The sequence below is a fragment of the Actinomyces sp. Z5 genome (assembly GCF_003287795.1).
Lineage (GTDB): Bacteria > Actinomycetota > Actinomycetes > Actinomycetales > Actinomycetaceae > Actinomyces > Actinomyces glycerinitolerans.
In genome coordinates this window covers 67,953-83,392 of record NZ_QMIN01000046.1, presented here as the reverse complement: position 1 = coordinate 83,392, position 15,440 = coordinate 67,953, and the positions used below count along the sequence as shown (strand labels likewise).

At 70.9% G+C, this 15,440-nt stretch carries 14 protein-coding genes; 7 read left to right on the top strand and 7 right to left on the bottom strand.

The features are described from left to right. The first annotated feature begins 5 nt into the window (after positions 1-5). Complete coding sequence (gene serB / locus DRB06_RS05810; protein WP_108969733.1) at positions 6-716, top strand: phosphoserine phosphatase SerB; 711 nt, start codon at positions 6-8, stop codon at positions 714-716. A 70-nt stretch (positions 717-786) separates the two neighbouring features. On the opposite strand, the gene DRB06_RS05805 is transcribed toward serB, so the two are convergent. Together DRB06_RS05805 and DRB06_RS05800 are read right to left on the bottom strand one after the other, a co-directional pair. Beyond that, the gene (locus DRB06_RS05805) at positions 787-1,299 is read right to left on the bottom strand and encodes a histidine phosphatase family protein (protein ID WP_073331580.1); all 513 of its coding nucleotides are present in this window, start codon (positions 1,297-1,299) and stop codon (positions 787-789) included. 4 nt (positions 1,300-1,303) lie between these two features. Further along, complete coding sequence (locus DRB06_RS05800) at positions 1,304-2,143, bottom strand: SDR family oxidoreductase (protein ID WP_111819363.1); 840 nt, start codon at positions 2,141-2,143, stop codon at positions 1,304-1,306. Between DRB06_RS05800 and dusB the strand changes: the two genes are divergently transcribed. Then, positions 2,142-3,530: a tRNA dihydrouridine synthase DusB gene (gene dusB / locus DRB06_RS05795; RefSeq protein WP_111819362.1), complete on the top strand. Its 1,389-nt coding sequence runs from the start codon at positions 2,142-2,144 to the stop codon at positions 3,528-3,530. The two genes, DRB06_RS05800 and dusB, sit on opposite strands and share 2 nt — an antisense overlap. 95 nt (positions 3,531-3,625) lie before the next feature. On the opposite strand, the gene DRB06_RS05790 is transcribed toward dusB, so the two are convergent. Next, complete coding sequence (locus DRB06_RS05790; RefSeq protein WP_395994428.1) at positions 3,626-5,044, bottom strand: YibE/F family protein; 1,419 nt, start codon at positions 5,042-5,044, stop codon at positions 3,626-3,628. A gap of 499 nt (positions 5,045-5,543) precedes the next feature. On the opposite strand from DRB06_RS05790, the gene DRB06_RS05785 reads away from it, so the two are divergent. Continuing rightward, positions 5,544-6,659, top strand: a complete 1,116-nt coding sequence (locus tag DRB06_RS05785; protein ID WP_111819361.1) for an RAP domain-containing protein — start codon at positions 5,544-5,546, stop codon at positions 6,657-6,659. Between the two features lie 240 nt (positions 6,660-6,899). Here the strand turns inward: DRB06_RS05785 and DRB06_RS05780 are convergent, their stop codons facing one another. After that, positions 6,900-8,294: a glycine--tRNA ligase gene (locus DRB06_RS05780; RefSeq protein ID WP_108967428.1), complete on the bottom strand. Its 1,395-nt coding sequence runs from the start codon at positions 8,292-8,294 to the stop codon at positions 6,900-6,902. 136 nt (positions 8,295-8,430) lie between these two features. Here DRB06_RS05780 and DRB06_RS05775 point away from each other — a divergent pair, with 136 nt between their 5' ends. Genes DRB06_RS05775 through DRB06_RS05760 form a run of 4 tightly spaced genes read left to right on the top strand, consistent with a single transcriptional unit; the run spans position 8,431 to position 11,711 of the window. Next, positions 8,431-9,432: a metal ABC transporter substrate-binding protein gene (locus DRB06_RS05775; protein ID WP_395994427.1), complete on the top strand. Its 1,002-nt coding sequence runs from the start codon at positions 8,431-8,433 to the stop codon at positions 9,430-9,432. 52 nt (positions 9,433-9,484) lie between these two features. Further along, the gene (locus DRB06_RS05770) at positions 9,485-10,345 is read left to right on the top strand and encodes a metal ABC transporter ATP-binding protein (protein WP_073331567.1); all 861 of its coding nucleotides are present in this window, start codon (positions 9,485-9,487) and stop codon (positions 10,343-10,345) included. Continuing rightward, positions 10,342-11,286, top strand: coding sequence for a metal ABC transporter permease (locus DRB06_RS05765; protein WP_108967432.1), 945 nt, complete (start codon positions 10,342-10,344; stop codon positions 11,284-11,286). The genes DRB06_RS05770 and DRB06_RS05765 overlap by 4 nt, the downstream gene beginning before the upstream one ends. Next, positions 11,283-11,711 carry a Fur family transcriptional regulator gene (locus tag DRB06_RS05760; RefSeq protein WP_108967434.1) on the top strand — a complete coding sequence of 143 codons (429 nt, stop codon included), beginning with the start codon at positions 11,283-11,285 and terminating at the stop codon, positions 11,709-11,711. The genes DRB06_RS05765 and DRB06_RS05760 overlap by 4 nt, the downstream gene beginning before the upstream one ends. Positions 11,712-11,774: 63 nt before the next feature. On the opposite strand, the gene uppS is transcribed toward DRB06_RS05760, so the two are convergent. Genes uppS through leuA form a run of 3 tightly spaced genes read right to left on the bottom strand, consistent with a single transcriptional unit; the run spans position 11,775 to position 15,150 of the window. Next, positions 11,775-12,608, bottom strand: coding sequence for a polyprenyl diphosphate synthase (uppS, locus tag DRB06_RS05755; RefSeq protein ID WP_108967437.1), 834 nt, complete (start codon positions 12,606-12,608; stop codon positions 11,775-11,777). Position 12,609: 1 nt separating this feature from the next. Then, entirely contained in the window at positions 12,610-13,359 is a 750-nt protein-coding gene (recO, locus tag DRB06_RS05750; protein ID WP_111819359.1) for a DNA repair protein RecO, read from the bottom strand. A gap of 12 nt (positions 13,360-13,371) precedes the next feature. Then, positions 13,372-15,150, bottom strand: a complete 1,779-nt coding sequence (gene leuA / locus DRB06_RS05745) for a 2-isopropylmalate synthase (protein WP_111819358.1) — start codon at positions 15,148-15,150, stop codon at positions 13,372-13,374. Between the last annotated feature and the right edge of the window lie 290 nt (positions 15,151-15,440).

The window sequence follows — 15,440 nt, the reverse complement described above, 5'->3', positions numbered from 1 at the left end:
TGGCCATGCACGCCTCTACGCCCCCGTCCTCCCAGTCGACCGGTCTGCCGCGCGTGTCCGGGGCCCATGCGAGCGGGGAGCTGGCCGCCCTGGGGCCCGGCCTGCTGGTCATGGATGTGGACTCCACCCTGATCGAGCAGGAGGTGATCGAGCTGATCGCCGAGCGGGCGGGCACCCGCGAGCGCGTCGCCGAGGTGACCGCTCGGGCCATGCGCGGCGAGCTGGACTTCGCTGCCTCCCTGCGTGAGCGCGTGGCGACGCTGGCCGGGGTTCCGGAGACGGTGTTCGCCGAGGTGCTCGGCGAGGTGCGGCTGACCCCGGGCGCGCGCGAGCTCATCGGGGCGCTGCATGCGCGCGGCTGCCGGGTCGGGGTCGTCTCCGGCGGCTTCGAGGAGGTGGTGTGCCCGCTGGCCAGCAGCCTCGGGATCGACCATGTGGCCGCCAACCGGCTGGAGGTGGCGGACGGGGTGCTCACCGGCCGGGTGCTGGGGCGCATCGTGGACCGCCAGGAGAAGATTCGCTGCCTGCACGCCTGGGCGCAGGCCGACGGCGTGCCCATGACCCGCACCGTGGCGATGGGCGACGGCGCCAACGACCTGGGCATGATCGCCGAGGCGGGGCTGGGGGTGGCGTTCTGCGCCAAGCCGGTGGTTGCCGAGTCCGCGCCCGCGGCCGTGCACGTGCGTGACCTGACCGCGGTGCTGGACCTGCTCTAAAACCGTCGCGATGCCGCGGCCGCCGAGTTCGGTCGGGCGGCCGCGCTCCCCGGTCCGCGCAGTGGCGGGCTCAGCGCGGGGCGGTGACGATTTCGTTCAGGTGTGCGGTCTGCGGGCCGAGCCCCGCCCAGTTGACCGGCACCTGCAGCAGAAGCGCCGTGGCGGTGGGGATGCCGAAGGAGACCTGGTTGGCCAGGTCGTCGACGGTGTCGTGCAGCATGTGCGCCAGCACCGACACGGTCGGCTCGTGGCCGACGACGAGCACGTGCCGGGTCGTCTCCGGCAGCGGCTGCAGCAGTCGCAGGATGCCACCGGGGCCCTCGTGGTAGATCTCGGGCTCCACGCGGGTGAGTGCGGGGCTCATGCGCTCGCGCATGGGACCGGCGGTCTGGCGGGCGCGGGCGGCCGGGGATACCAGCAGCAGGTCGAGGCTCGGCACCCGCCGTTCCAGGGCGTGGGCGAGTTCGTCGGCGAGCAGCCGCCCCCGTGAGGTGAGCGGGCGCTCCAGGTCGGTGGGGGCGTTGTGGGACGCCTTCGAATGCCGAACCAGCACGAGGATCTTGCCGGAGGAGTCAGTCGTCACGCGGCTACCCTACCGTCAGCGGCAGGGTGGCGCCGCCGTCGGCCCGGATGACCTGGCCGGTGGTGGCCGGCAGCCAGTCGGACAGCAGCGCGACGGCAGTGCGGGCGACGGGGCGCGCATCGCGGTGGTCCCAGCCCAGCGGTGCCGTGGTCTCCCAATGCCGGGCCAACGCGTCCAAGCCGGGGATGGCACCGGCAGCGGGAGTGGACAGGGGACCTGCGCCGATCGCATTGACGCGCACGCCCGCCGGGCCGAGTTCGACGGCGAGACTGCGCACGCACGCCTCCAGCGCGGCCTTGAGCGGCCCCATCCAGCCGTAGCCGGAGTGCACGTGGGAGGTGTCGAAGGTGAGAGCCACCACCGCCGCGCGTGGGGCGAGTAGGGGGCGTACCGCGTCAACCAGGGCCGGCAGGGAGGCGGCCGTGGTGGTGAAGGCCTCCGCCAGCCTCTGCTGGCGCCCGGCTCCGGCCGTGGCGGGGGCGGCGTCGGGGTCGCCGTCGGGGCCGGGTAGCAGGGTTCCAAGCAGCTCTGCGTCGGCGTGGGCGATGGCGTGCACGACGCCGTCCAGCCGCCCCACTCCGGCGGCCCGCAGCCGCGGCGCCAGTTCGGCCAGGTCGGCGGGGTCGGTGACATCCAGCGGCAGCACGAGGTCGATGCCGTGCCGGCGGGCGACCGCCCGGGTGAGCGACAGCGTGCGGGGGTGGCCGGTGAGCACCACGCGTGCGCTCTGTTCGCGGGCGGCGGTGGCGATGGCGGTGGCGATGGAGGCGGGTCGCAGCACGCCGGTGACGAGGACGGTGCGCCCGTCCAGCAGGCCCACGGGCGGGGCCGGTTGCTCGCTCATGGCGTCAGCCTTGCACGTGGCGGCGACGACGGCGTGGATATGCCAGCATGTGCCGGTGACCGCCTCACCCGACTCCACCCGTCCGCCCACTCCTGGCTCCTCCCCCTCCCCCACCGCCACCCGGCCCGGGCCGGCCGTGGCCGCGCCGCTGCATATCGGCCCGCTGGAGATCGCCACGCCGGTGGTGCTAGCCCCCATGGCGGGAGTGACGAACGCGTCGTTCAGGCGCCTGTGCCGCCTCTACGGGGAGCGGGCGCTGCCCGAGGCGCTGCGTCCGCAACAGGAGGGCCCGGTTACCACCGTCGCCGGCGGCCTGGCCGCACCGGCGGGCCTGTATGTCACCGAGATGGTGACCACCCGCGCACTGGTGGAGCGCAACGCCAAGACCCTGGCGATGGTGCGCACGGACCCCGCCGAGCGGGTGCGTTCGATTCAGTTGTACGGGGTGGATCCGGCCACGGTTGCGGCCGCGGTGCGGATCCTGGTGACCGAGGACCTGGCCGACCACATCGATCTGAACTTCGGCTGTCCCGTGCCGAAGGTGACTCGCAAGGGCGGGGGTGCCGCCCTGCCGTGGAAGCGGGACCTGCTGGAGGCGATCATGCGCGCGGCGGTGCAGGCCAGTGAGAGTGCGGTTGCCGTCGCCGGCCGGCAGCGCGCGGCGCCGGTGACGGTGAAGATGCGGCTGGGGATTGACGACGACCACGAGACCTTCCTGGACGCGGCGCGTCTGGCCGCGGACGCCGGGATCGCCGCCCTGACGCTGCACGCGCGTACCGCCCGGCAGCACTATGCGGGCAAGGCCAGCTGGGAGCAGATCGCCCGGTTGAAGGAGGCCACCAGCCTGCCGGTGCTCGGCAACGGCGACATCTGGAGCGGGGACGACGCCGTGGCCATGCTTGAGACGACCGGCTGCGACGGCGTCGTCGTGGGGCGCGGCTGCCAGGGGCGGCCGTGGTTGTTTGCCGACATCGTGGCGGCCATGCATGGTCGCGCGGAACGCACCCGACCCGACCTGGACGCGGTGATCGCCGTGATCAAGGAGCACGGGCGGCTGCTGGCGGCCGAGCTGGGCGAGGACCGGGGTGTGCGCGATCTGCGCAAGCACATCGGCTGGTACCTCAAGGGCTACCCGGTGGGCGGGGCGGCGCGCGCCGAGCTGATGCGCGTGTCCTCGCTCGCCGACCTCGATGCGGCCCTGGCGCGGATGCGGGAGCGCCTGCCCGCGCAGGTGCCCTTCCCGGGGGCGGCGGCCGAGGGTCCGCGGGGGCGGGCCGGCAGCCCGCGCCGCCCCCACCTGCCCGACGGCTGGCTGGACTCCCCCTACCTCGGACCCGCGGATCGGGCGCTGCTGGCCGAGGCCGAACTGGACGTCTCCGGCGGTTGAGCCGAGGCGGCGCCCCCGGTCCCTTGCCGAGTCGAGGCGCCACGCCCGGTCCCCTTCCGGCATGCGGCTCAAGGCCGGTGCCCGCGTCGTGCCGATCAGGCCTCGGCGGTCGCGGCCGGCTCGCCGGTGCGGCACAGGGCGGCGGCGATCGCCGTCGTCGCCGGGATGGCCAGCACCAGGCCGATGGAGGACACCAGGGTGCGCACGACCTCCTCGGCGATCTCGCCCGAAAGCAGCGTGGCGGCCAGGGGCCGGTCGATCAGCGAGGCCGCCAGGATGAGCGGCAGGGCCGTGCCGGCGTAGGCGAAGGCGAGGGTGTAGACGGTGGAGGCGATGTGGTCACGGCCGATCCGCATGCCGCCGGTAAACAAGCGGGCACGGCCCAGCGCGGGGTTGGCGGCGTGCAGCTCCCACACGGCGGAGGCCTGGGTGATGGTGACGTCGTTGAGCACGCCCAGGGCCGCCACCACCATGCCGCAGGTGAGCAGCGCCTGCAGGTTGATGCCGCCCACCATTGAGGTCAGGGTCAGGGCGGTCTCGTCGGTGGCGCCGGTCAGGTTGGCGGCGTCCACGCCCCACAGGGACAGCAGGACGGTGATGACCACGCCGGCGAAGGTGCCCAGCAGGGCGGTGGTGGTGCGCACGGAGATGCCGTGGGCGACGTAGACGGCCAGCAGCATCATCGCCGAGGCGCCCACCAGCGTCACCCACATGGGTGAGGCCAGGTCCAGCAGCGCCGGGATCATGAAGCCGAGCAGGACGCCCGTAGCCAGCAGCAGCCCCAGCACGCTGAGGGCACCCTTGCGGCCGGCGACGGCGACAACGAGCACCAGGTACACCACCGCCAGCGCGGTCACCGGCACCTGGCGGGCGTAGTCGACGAACACGTACGGGGTGCCGGAGGCCAGCGCGGCGGGGGCGTACATCACCTGCAGGCGGTCGCCGACGTCGGCCGCGGCCAGAGACTCGGCGGGGATGTGCACCGGCATGACCAGACCCGCGCCGTCGCCGGAGGTGATGCGCGCGCACACCGCGTCGGCGAGCAGCGAGTCGTTGGTCACTCCCTCCAGCGCGCCGGTGGTGTCGGCGCAGGCGGCGGTGTTCAGGGAGGTGATGGTGGCCGATTCGAGGGTGGCGCCGTCCGCGGTGAAGGGCTGGGAACCGACCAGGGAGTTCCCACTCGGCCACAGCACGATCAGACCGATAAGCGTGGCCACCACCAGGGGCACGACGATGGCGGCCAGCATCAGGCGCACCCGCCGGGCCTCGGCCGCCCCCAGGTTGAGGGGGCCGGAGTGGCTGTGCGCCGCCGAGGATACGTGCGGGATCGAGGTGTGCGGGCCCGAGGCGTGCGGGCTCGAGGCGTGCGGGCTCGAGGTGTGCGAGCCCGAGGCGTGTGGGCCCGAGGCACCATCGGCGCGCCCGGTCGGTGATTCCCCGGCGTCCGCGTTTCTCGGCCCGTCGATGGGCGGGTCGGCGGGCGCTGCGGCGGTCGGCGTCGTCTCGTCGTTCACGCCGCCATCATGCCCGCCGGCGGTGTGAAACCGCAGGCACCGCGCAGGCACGTCGCCCTGAGGCGGCCGGCCCCGGCTTGAGCCGGCTTGAGGTGCCTCGGGCGGCACGAGCCGGCAGGCGTGCGCCGACCAGCCGCTCATCCCCCGGCCAAATACACCCCGGCACGTTGCACGACCCCGGGCCGCGTTGCACGACCTTCGGGTGCGTTGCACGACCTTCGGGTGCGTTGCACGACCCCCGGGTGGTCGTGCAACAGGCACCGAGGTCGTGCAATGTCACCGAGGTCGTGCAGTGAGAGGCCCGCGGCACCGCAAAACGAGACCAACCAGCGGTCGAGGAGTATGGACAGGGTGGACCACCGAAATACTCCCGCGGAGGCTGGCCAACCAAGGCACCAAAACCCACAGGTGCCATTAGCGGCACCCCAGACAACCGCTTGTCCACAGTCGACGATGCGAGTAGTGGTCATCGCACCCGACTTCGGCGAATGCTGGAGGCATGCCCGCCTCGCCTGACCAAGCTCGCGACCGTGATCTGTTTCCCGTGCTGATTCACACCGGTCGGCATGACCGCGCCGGCGTCGCGGTCCCCCGCTCCGCGCTGCGGCTTGCTCCCGGCATTCACTGGGTTCCAGCCCCCGAGGCGAAGCGCTGGCAGCACCGCTATACCTTGGCCTTGGCACGCGCCATAACCGCGCAAACAACGCACCGCTCCGCACGCTGCCTCACCCACGCGTCCGCCGCACTTGTACTTGGCCTGCCAATGATGACCCAGGAACCGGACGTATACCTGGCGGTTCCCAGCACGCCCAAGCGAGTTGGCACGCCGCTGCCCTTGATCAGCGTGCCTCCCACGGGACCGCCGCGGTCGAGCGCAAACGAGGACTTCTACTGCCGACAGATCATGCTTTGGCGCCGACACTTGGACCTCCCGGAGAAAGACATCACCGTGGTCGGCGGGGTGCCGGTCACCACCGTGTTACGTACCGCCTTCGACTGTGCGTTCGACGAGCCCGCGCACAATGCCCTGGCGATTGCCGACGCGGCCCTGCGCCTGTACTGTCGCACGCAGCACGACAACCGCAGCCTGGATGCGCAGGCCGAAGCACGCGCCCGCGACATTTGGCAAGAATGGCTTCAGCAGTCCGCACGCAGACACGGAGTCGCACAAGCACGGGCAGTACTGGGGGCGGCGACGCCGCTGGCCGACTCTCCTGGCGAAAGCGTCATGCGCTGGCTGACTCTCGTACTCGGACTTGCGCCGCCACAAGTCCAGTACCGGGTGAGCGACCGCGCGAACATGTGGTGGCTCGACCTGTGCTGGCCCGAGCACGGGATCGTCATCGAGGTTGACGGCCGGATGAAGTACAACACCCGGGAGGATGCCTGGCAGGAGAAACTGCGCCAGGACGCCATCCAGGCCATGGGCTGGCGATTCATACGCGTGACTTACGGAGAGTTCCGCGATCTGCGCGCGCTGGCGGACAAGATCCTCGCGGCCTTTCCGCCCGGGGTTGTCGCCTCGCTCAGACCCAACCGTGATCTGCTGCGGCCGGGTACGAGGCTGGAAGCGGGGCTGCACGAAGGCTCCCTGCTGGGAATGCGCCGACGCTAAACGCAGTCGCCCCACGCGTCCTCCCCGAACCGAGCCGACGCCGGGCACATCTCATGCACAGCACGACCCCCGGCTGCGTTGCACGACCTCGGTGCCTGTTGCACGACCACCCGGGGGTCGTGGAACACACACCAGGGTCGTGCAATGTCACAAAGGTCGTGGAACGGCCGCGCTGCCCGGCCAGACGCCAATCAGGCGCCGGCCGGGCAGCCAGCATCTAGTTGGCCAACAGCGGACTGTTCAGCAGCCGACCAGGCGCTCGGCGAGGTAGCGCTCCACGCCCTCGAGCGGGATGCGCTCCTGGGCCATGGTGTCGCGCTCGCGCACCGTCACCGCACCGTCCTCGGGCGACTCGAAGTCGTAGGTGATGCAGAAGGGGGTGCCGACCTCGTCCTGGCGGCGGTAGCGGCGCCCGACGGCGCCGGCCTCGTCGTACTCGACGTTCCAGTTGCGGCGCAGCCGGGCGGCGAGCTCGCGGGCCGGGCCGGTCAGTTCCTCCTTGCGGCTCAGCGGCAGCACGGCGGCCTTGACCGGGGCCAGGCGCGGGTCCAGGCGCAGCAGCACGCGCTTGTCGACGCCGCCCTTGGTGTTGGGCGCCTCGTCCTCGGTGTAGGCCTCCACCAGGAAGGCCATCAGCGAGCGGGTCAGGCCCGCCGACGGCTCGATCACGTAGGGGGTCCAGCGCTCGTTCTTCCCCTGGTCGAAGTAGGACAGGTCCTTGCCTGAGTGATCGGCGTGGGTGGACAGGTCGAAGTCGGTGCGGTTGGCGATGCCCTCCAGCTCGCCCCACTCCCCGCCGGCGAAGCCGAAGCGGTACTCCAGGTCGACGGTGCGCTTGGAGTAGTGGGAGAGCTTCTCCTTGGGGTGCTCGTACAGGCGCAGGTTGTCCTCGCTGATGCCCAGGTCCGTGTACCAGGCCTTGCGGTAGTCGATCCAGTACTGGTGCCACTCCTCGTCCGTGCCGGGCTCGACGAAGAACTCCAGCTCCATCTGCTCGAACTCGCGGGTGCGGAAGATGAAGTTGCCGGGCGTGATCTCGTTGCGGAAGGACTTGCCGACCTGCCCGATGCCGAAGGGCGGCTTCTTGCGGGCGGCGGTCATCACGTTGGTGAAGTTGATGAAGATGCCCTGGGCGGTCTCGGGGCGCAGGTAGTGCAGGCCGGCCTCGTCATCGACCGGGCCGAGGTAGGTCTTGAGCAGGCCGGAGAAGGCCTTCGGCTCGGTGAAGGCGCCGCGGGTGCCGCAGTTGGGGCACACGAGCTGGTCCAGGGTGACGGTGTCGGGATTGTCAATGCCGTGTTTGGCCGCGTAGGCCTCCTGCAGCTCGTCCTCGCGCAGCCGCTTGTGGCAGGAGGTGCACTCGATCAACGGGTCGGTGAAGGCGGCCACGTGGCCGGAGGCGACCCACACCTCGCGCGGCAGGATGACCGAGGAGTCCAGGCCGACGACGTCGTCGCGGGACCGCACCATGTACTGCCACCACTGGCGCTTGATGTTCTCCTTCAGCTCCACGCCCAGCGGCCCGTAGTCCCAGGCCGAACGAGTGCCGCCGTAGATCTCGCCGCAGGGGAAGACGAAGCCACGCCGCTTGGCGAGGTTGATAACGCGGTCGAGCGTCGAGGGAGTTGCTGCCACTGTGTTTCTCCGTAGGTCCTGTTATGTGCTCTCGTCAGCTGCCGTCCGCGCCCCGCACGCGGTCGCCCGGACGAACGGGCTCAGTCTAAGGGGCGTCACGGGTCGGATTTGACGCCCGCCCCACAAGTAACTGAGAATGGTTCCCATGAACGTTTCTTTGCGCCCGCGCCGCCGCCCGCGCGCCCGCCGCACCCTGGCCGCCCTCTCCACGGTCGCGCTCGGGCTCACGGGCCTGTCACTGACCGCCTGTTCCGCCGATTCCACCGACGACGACGCGGCCGGGGACACGCTGTCCGTGGCGGCATCCTTCTACCCGATCCAGTACCTGGCCGAGGCGATCGGCGGCGACAACGTGACCGTCACCTCCATCACGCCCACCAACGTGGAGCCCCACGACTACGAGCTCGCCCCCAAGGATGTCACCGCCCTGTCGAGCACTGACCTGGTCGCCTACGTTCCCGGATTCCAGCCCTCACTGGACGACGCCCTGGCAGAGGTCGCCGGCCCCACCGTCGTGGATCTGTCCGAGGCGGTCGACCTGGTCCCCCACGACGGCGTGGAGCACGACGACGAGGCCGACGACGCCCACGAGTCCACGCAAGCCGACGACGGCGCGGACGCGGCAACCACCGACCCGCACTTCTGGCTCGACCCGGTAAGAATGCGGTCGGCCGCCCAGGCGATCGAGACCGCCCTGGCGCAGGCCGACCCGGACCACGCGGCCGACTTCGAGGCCAACCTCGCAGCTCTTACCGAGACCCTTGACGGCCTGGACAACGACTACTCCACCGGGCTCGCCCAGTGTGAGCGCAGCACCTTCGTCACCTCCCACGCGGCCTTCGGCTACCTGGCCGAACGGTACGGACTGACCCAGGCGTCCGTATCCGGCGTCGACCCGGAGTCCGAGCCCAGCCCCGCCGAGCTCGCCACCGTCAAGCAGGTCGTGCAGGAGACCGGGACCACGACGATCTTCACCGAAGAACTGGTCTCCCCCAAGACCGCCGAGGCACTGGCGGCGGAGACCGGCGCCACTACCGCCGTGCTCAACCCGCTCGAGTCCGCACCCGAGTCCGGGGACTACGCTGACGCCATGTCCGCGAACCTGCAGGCGTTGCGCACCGCGCTGGCCTGCGAGTGAGTACGATTCCCATCATCGACATTCTTGACTCGACTTGCCTCAAAAGGACCCCATGACCCCAACCTCAGCGCCTGCGCGGGCGAGCATCCCACCGATCGAAGTGGCCGACGTCTCCGTGGTCCTCGGCTCCAGTCTGATCCTGGACGCCGTCGACCTGACCGTGCGCGGCGGCGAATCCGTCGCCCTGTTGGGCGCCAATGGCTCGGGCAAGTCCACGCTGGTCAAGACGATTCTCGGCCTGCTGCCGATCCGCTCGGGAGCGGTACACCTGTTCGGCCACGACGTCACCGACCGCCGCACGGTGCCCTGGGAACGGGTCGGATACGTACCGCAGCGGGTCGGGGTGGCCTCGGGTGTGCCGGCCACGGCACTGGAGGTGGTCCGCTCCGGGCTGCTCTCCCCCGGGCATCCCTTCGCCGACCGTGGTCGCACCGCCCGACAGCGGGCCCTGGAGGCCTTGGACGCCGTCGACCTGGCGGACCGGGCCCAGGACCACGTGCAGATCTTCTCCGGGGGCCAGTCCCAGCGCGTGCTGATCGCGCGGGCCCTGGTGCGCTCCCCCGAGCTGCTGCTGTTGGATGAGCCGCTGGCGGGCATCGACCGGGCCTCCCGGGAGGCACTGGCCACCACTCTGGCCGGTTTGCGCGCGCAGGGACTGACACTGTTGACCGTCCTGCACGAGATGGGCGAACTGGCCGACGTCGTCGAGCGGACTGTGGTCCTGGACGAGGGGCGGGTGGCATTCGACGGGCCGAAGCAGGCACTGGCCCACGATCACGCCCGTCACGACGAGCTCGGGCACGACCGCCTGGATGACTGTGAGCACGAGCACGCCCACGGCAGCACCGAGCCGGCCATTCACCACGCCCCGGTACTGACCACCTCCGTGCGTCAGGCGGGAGGCGTCAAATGAGCGCGCTCGCAGCAGCGCTGGGCGACATGCTCGCCAGCCCGCTCATGCAGCGGGCCTATATCGTCGCGGTGCTGGTCGGCCTGTCGGCCCCGGTGGTGGGCACCTACCTGGTGCAGCGGGGGCTGGCGCTGCTGGGCGACGGCATCGGCCACATCGCCCTGACCGGCGTGGCGCTGGGCTGGATCGCCGGGGCGGCCGCCAACGTCACCCCGCACGACGCCTGGGCGATCCCCGGGGCGATCGTCGCCTCCGTGCTCGGGGCGGTGCTGATCGAGGTGATTCGCGCCCGGGGGCGCACCCGCGGGGACGTGGCCCTGGCGATCCTGTTCTACGGCGGCATCGCCGGCGGCGTGATCCTCATCAAGCTGGCCGGGGGCACGACGACGAATCTGACCAGCTACCTGTTCGGCTCGATCGCCACCGTGTCGGCCTCGGACACTCGGTTCACGGTGGTGCTCGCCGTCATCGTGCTGGCCGTGGGGATCGGCCTGCGCGGGCCGCTGTTCGCGCTTTGTCACGATGAGGAGTTCGCGCGCTCGATCGGGCTGCCCACTGGGGTGTTGAACGTGACGGTCGCGGTGGTGGCGGCGCTGACCGTATCGGTGTCCATGCGCGTGGTCGGAGCACTGCTGGTGTCGGCGGTCATGATCGTGCCGGTGGCCATCGCCCAGCTGGTCTCCTACTCCTTCGGCCGCACCATGCACCTGGCCATGGCGATCGGCGTGGCCGCCTGCGTGATCGGGCTGACCATCACCTACTTCCTGGCGGCCTCGCCGGGCGCCATGATCGTGGTGCTGCTGGTGTGCACCTACGCCGTCGTCGCCCTGGTCAGCGGTCTGGTGCGCACCGTCCGCGCCAGGCGCGGGCGCCGTCCGGAGGCCGGTGACATGCGCGGCAGCATTGCCCAACGCAACCGCAGCGAGCAGGAGGTGCCCGCATGAGCATGAACACGTCCGCCGGTAACGGCAGTTCCCCACGCCACCGCGCCACCTGGCAGCGGGCCGCGGTGGCCGACATGCTGGCGCGCACCGACGAGTTCCGCTCCGCCCAGCAGATTCACGCGGCCTTGCAGGCGGAGGGCACGAAGGTGGGGTTGGCGACCGTCTACCGCAACCTGACCGCCATGGCCGAGGCCGGCGAGGTCGACCAGATCCGCAGCGCCGACGGCGAGGTCCTGTACCGGGAGTGCGAGCGGCCCGAGCACCACCACCACATCGTGTGCCGCTCGTGCGGGCGCACCGTGGAGGTGGCCGGCGGCGAGCTGGAGGAGTGGATTCGCCGGGTCTCCGCCGAGCAGGGCTATACGGACATGGAGCACACCGTGGAGTTCTTCGGCCTGTGCCCCGTCTGCTCGCGAGGTCGGTAGATCTTACCTACCGAGTTCGGTTGATCTTACGTGCCGAGGTCGGTTGAAGTGGCGTCGCCGGGTTCAGGACCGGGACGTCACCCGGTCAACGGCGCCGCCGAAGCGCCGCTCCCGGTGCGCGTAGGCCTCGCAGGCGCGCCACAGTTCGGTGCGGTCGAACTCGGGCCAGGGCAGGTCGGAGAAGTACAGTTCCGCGTAGGCCGAGGACCACATCAGGAAGTTGCTGGTGCGCTGCTCCCCGCCGGTGCGGATCAGCAGGTCCACATCCCGCATGTGCGGCGAGTACAGGTAGCGCTGCACGGTCTTCTCGTTGATCGACGCCGCCCGCAGCCGCCCGGCCTCCACGTCCTGGGCCATGGCGCGCGCGGCGTCGGCGATTTCGGCCCGGCCGCCGTAGTTCAGGCACATGTTCAGCACCATGGTGTCGTTGTCGGCGGTGATGCGCTCGGAGCGGCGCACCTCCTTGAGCACCGATTTCCACAGCCGCGGCTCGCGCCCCACCCAGTTCACGCGCACGCCCCAGGCCAGCAGGTCGTCGGTCTGGGCGCGCAGCACCGAGCGGGTGAAGCCCATGAGGAAGCGCACCTCCGCGGGTGAGCGCTTCCAGTTCTCGGTGGAGAAGGCGTACACGCTCAGCTCCTTGACCCCCAGTTCGACGGCGCCGGCGATCACGTCCATCATGGTCGACTCCCCCACCCGGTGGCCCTCGGTGCGGGGCAGGCCGCGCGCGTTGGCCCAGCGGCCGTTGCCGTCCATGACGCAGGCGACGTGTGCGGGCACGGCCGCCGGGTCGAGCGCCGGCGGGGTGAGCCCCCCGCGGTGGAGGGGGACGACGTCGAGTGGGCGCGGATCCGTGCCGGTCCCGTCGGCGGATGCTGAGCCTGTGGCGTCGGGCATGTCAGGCCCTTTCTACTAGGGAGAGGGAGCGCAGGCGCCGTTCCAGGTGCCAGGTCAGGTAGGCGGACACGCACCCGGACGCTTGGGCACGCTCGCGCGGGCTCGAGGCGTCGGCCAGCTCCCAGTTTCCCGAGAGCAGGGCACCGAGCAGCGCCATGGCGCCCGGTTCGACGTCGACGGCGCCGGCGGGTCGGCAGCCGGAGCAGACGGCGCCGCCGACCTGCACGTGGAAGGCGGTATGCGGGCCGGGGGCGCCGCAGCGGGCGCAGTCGTAGCAGGAGGGCGCCCAGCCGGCCAGGGCCAGGGCCCGCAGCAGATAGGAGTCGAGTACCAGACCGGGGGCGTGACGGCGTCGCGCCAGCGCGGACAGCGCGCCGTACAGCAGCAGGAACTGCTGGGGGGAGTCGCTGGTGCCCAGGTCGCCGTCGTCCTGCGTGAGGCGCTCGGCGGTCTCCGCCATGGTCTCGGCGCAGGTGAACATCGCGTAGTCGGCGGCGATGCTGCGGCCGAAGGGGGCGATGGTCTCCACCTGGGTGACCACGTCCAGGCTGCGGCCGGCGTGCAACTGCACGTCGATCATGGAGAAGGGCTCCAGACGCGCGCCGAAGCGGGAGGTGGTGCGGCGCACCCCCTTGGCGACGGCGCGCACCTGCCCGTGGGCGCGGGTGAGCATGACGATGATGCGGTCGGCCTCGCCCAGTTTGTAGGTGCGCAGGACGATGGCCTCGTCCCGGTAGAGCCTCTCCCCCAAACGGCGCCTCCGTCAGCGCATGGCGCGGTTGACGGCGGAGATCACGGCCTTGAAGGAGGCGGTGGTGATGGAGGGGTCGATGCCGACGCCCCACAGCACCTGGCCGCCGACCTCGCACTCGACGTAGCAGGCGGCGCGGGCGTCACGCCCCTCACTCAGGGCGTGCTCGGCGTAGTCGAGGATGCGCACCTCGATGCCGGTCTGCTCCAGGGCGGTGACGAATGCGTCCAGCGGGCCGGAGCCGGAGGCCGTGAGCAGCTTGCGCTCGTCGCCGTCGGAGATGGTGACGGTGAGGATGGACTCGTCGTCGCCGACTGCCGTAAGGGTCGCCCCCTTGAGGCTGTAGCGGCCCCAGGCGGGCAGGTCGGCGCCGGGGGCGGCCGCGGCCGGCAGGTACTCGTCGGCGAAGATCGACCACAGCTCGTCGGCGTCGACCTCGCCGCCGAAGGTGTCGGTGTGGTGCTGGACGATGTTGGAGAACTCGATCTGCAGACGACGGGGCAGGTCGAGGTTGTGGGTGGTGCGCAGCAGGTAGGACACCCCGCCCTTGCCGGACTGGGAGTTCACCCGCACCACGGCCTCGTAGGAGCGGCCGACGTCGTGCGGGTCGATGGGCAGGTAGGGCATGGACCAGGGCACGGCCACCTCGGCCTCGGCCTGGCTCATGCCCTCGGCGGTCTTGGCGGCGACCTTCTCGGCGCGGGCCGCGAAGCCCTTCTTGATGGCGTCCTGGTGGGAGCCGGAGAAGGAGGTGTAGACGAGCTCGCCGGCGTAGGGGGTACGCGGGGGCACGTCCATCTGAGTGGAGTGCTCGACGACGCGCCGCACCTCGTCGATGTCGGACAGGTCGAGCATGGGGTCGATGCCCTGGCTGAACAGGTTCAGCGCCAGGGTGACCAGGTCGACGTTGCCGGTACGCTCGCCGTGGCCGAACAGGCAGCCCTCCACGCGGTCCGCACCGGCGAGCATGCCCAGTTCGGCGGCGGCGATGCCGGAGCCGCGGTCGTTGTGGTTGTGGATGGACAGGCACACGGCGTCGCGGTGGGAGAGGTTGCGACTCATCCACTCGATCTGGTCGGCGTAAACGTTGGGGGTGGCGCGTTCGACGGTGGCGGGCAGGTTGAGGATGATTTCGCGGTCGTCCTCGGGCTGCCACACGCCCATGACGGCCTCACAGACCTCCAGGGAGTACTCGCGCTCGGTGTCCACGAAGATCTCCGGGGAGTACTCGTAGCCGAAGATGGTGTCGTCGGTGAGCACCTTCTCCGCCCGGGCCATGATCTGGCGGGTGCCGTCCACGGCGAGTTCGCGGATGTCGTCCTTGCCCATGCGGAAGACGACCTCGCGGAACAGTGGAGACAGGGCGTTGTACAGGTGGACGGTGGCGCGCGGGGCGCCGACACAGGCGTCCAGGGTGCGGTCGATCAGGTCCTCGCGGGACTGGGTCAGCACCGAGATGGTGACGTCCTCGGGGATGGCGTCGTCCTCCACCAGGGAGCGCACGAAGTCGTAGTCGGTCTGGGAGGCGGCGGGGAAGCCGACCTCGATCTCCTTGAAGCCCATGCGCACCAGCAGGTCGAAGATGGCGCGCTTGGCGGCGGGGCCCATGGGCTCGATGAGGGACTGGTTGCCGTCGCGCAGATCGGTGCTCAGCCAGCGGGGGGCGTGGGTGATGCGGTTGTTCGGCCAGGTGCGGTCCGGCAGGGAGGCGTCGACGGTGTCGAGGAACGGCCGGTACTTGGTGAAGGGCATGCCGGAGGGCTGCTGTGGGGCGGGGCGGGCGGTACGCATGGGTCTGGTTCTCCTGAGCAGGTGTGCTTGGTTCCCGGCACCGGTGCCCGGCGCGCCGGGGTGGCTGGCTACGCGAAGTAAGCCGCGGTCGGGGTGCCGGCCTGGTCAGGCCCCGCCGCGGCGACTAAGCAGGAGGTTCCGCTCCCGGACGGAGGTCGCGCGCACGGGGACACCGTACCGCGAATCCGCCGCTCCGCCACGCCAGGTCACAGTGTGGACGGCGCGACGACGGACGGATTTCGCGACTTGCAGCCACAGCAATCGTCATCAATACACGCATTATGTAGTAG

Bases quoted from the DNA above. Each gene is read 5' to 3' on its own strand.
- serB (WP_108969733.1), top strand. From the start codon at position 6: ATGCACGCCTCTACGCCCCCGTCCTCCCAGTCGACCGGTCTGCCGCGC.
- dusB (WP_111819362.1), top strand. From the start codon at position 2,142: ATGGCGTCAGCCTTGCACGTGGCGGCGACGACGGCGTGGATATGCCAG.
- DRB06_RS05800 (WP_111819363.1), bottom strand. From the start codon at position 2,143: ATGAGCGAGCAACCGGCCCCGCCCGTGGGCCTGCTGGACGGGCGCACC.
- DRB06_RS05785 (WP_111819361.1), top strand. From the start codon at position 5,544: ATGCCCGCCTCGCCTGACCAAGCTCGCGACCGTGATCTGTTTCCCGTG.
- DRB06_RS05775 (WP_395994427.1), top strand. From the start codon at position 8,431: ATGGTTCCCATGAACGTTTCTTTGCGCCCGCGCCGCCGCCCGCGCGCC.
- DRB06_RS05770 (WP_073331567.1), top strand. From the start codon at position 9,485: ATGACCCCAACCTCAGCGCCTGCGCGGGCGAGCATCCCACCGATCGAA.
- DRB06_RS05765 (WP_108967432.1), top strand. From the start codon at position 10,342: ATGAGCGCGCTCGCAGCAGCGCTGGGCGACATGCTCGCCAGCCCGCTC.
- DRB06_RS05760 (WP_108967434.1), top strand. From the start codon at position 11,283: ATGAGCATGAACACGTCCGCCGGTAACGGCAGTTCCCCACGCCACCGC.
- uppS (WP_108967437.1), bottom strand. From the start codon at position 12,608: ATGCCCGACGCCACAGGCTCAGCATCCGCCGACGGGACCGGCACGGAT.
- leuA (WP_111819358.1), bottom strand. From the start codon at position 15,150: ATGCGTACCGCCCGCCCCGCCCCACAGCAGCCCTCCGGCATGCCCTTC.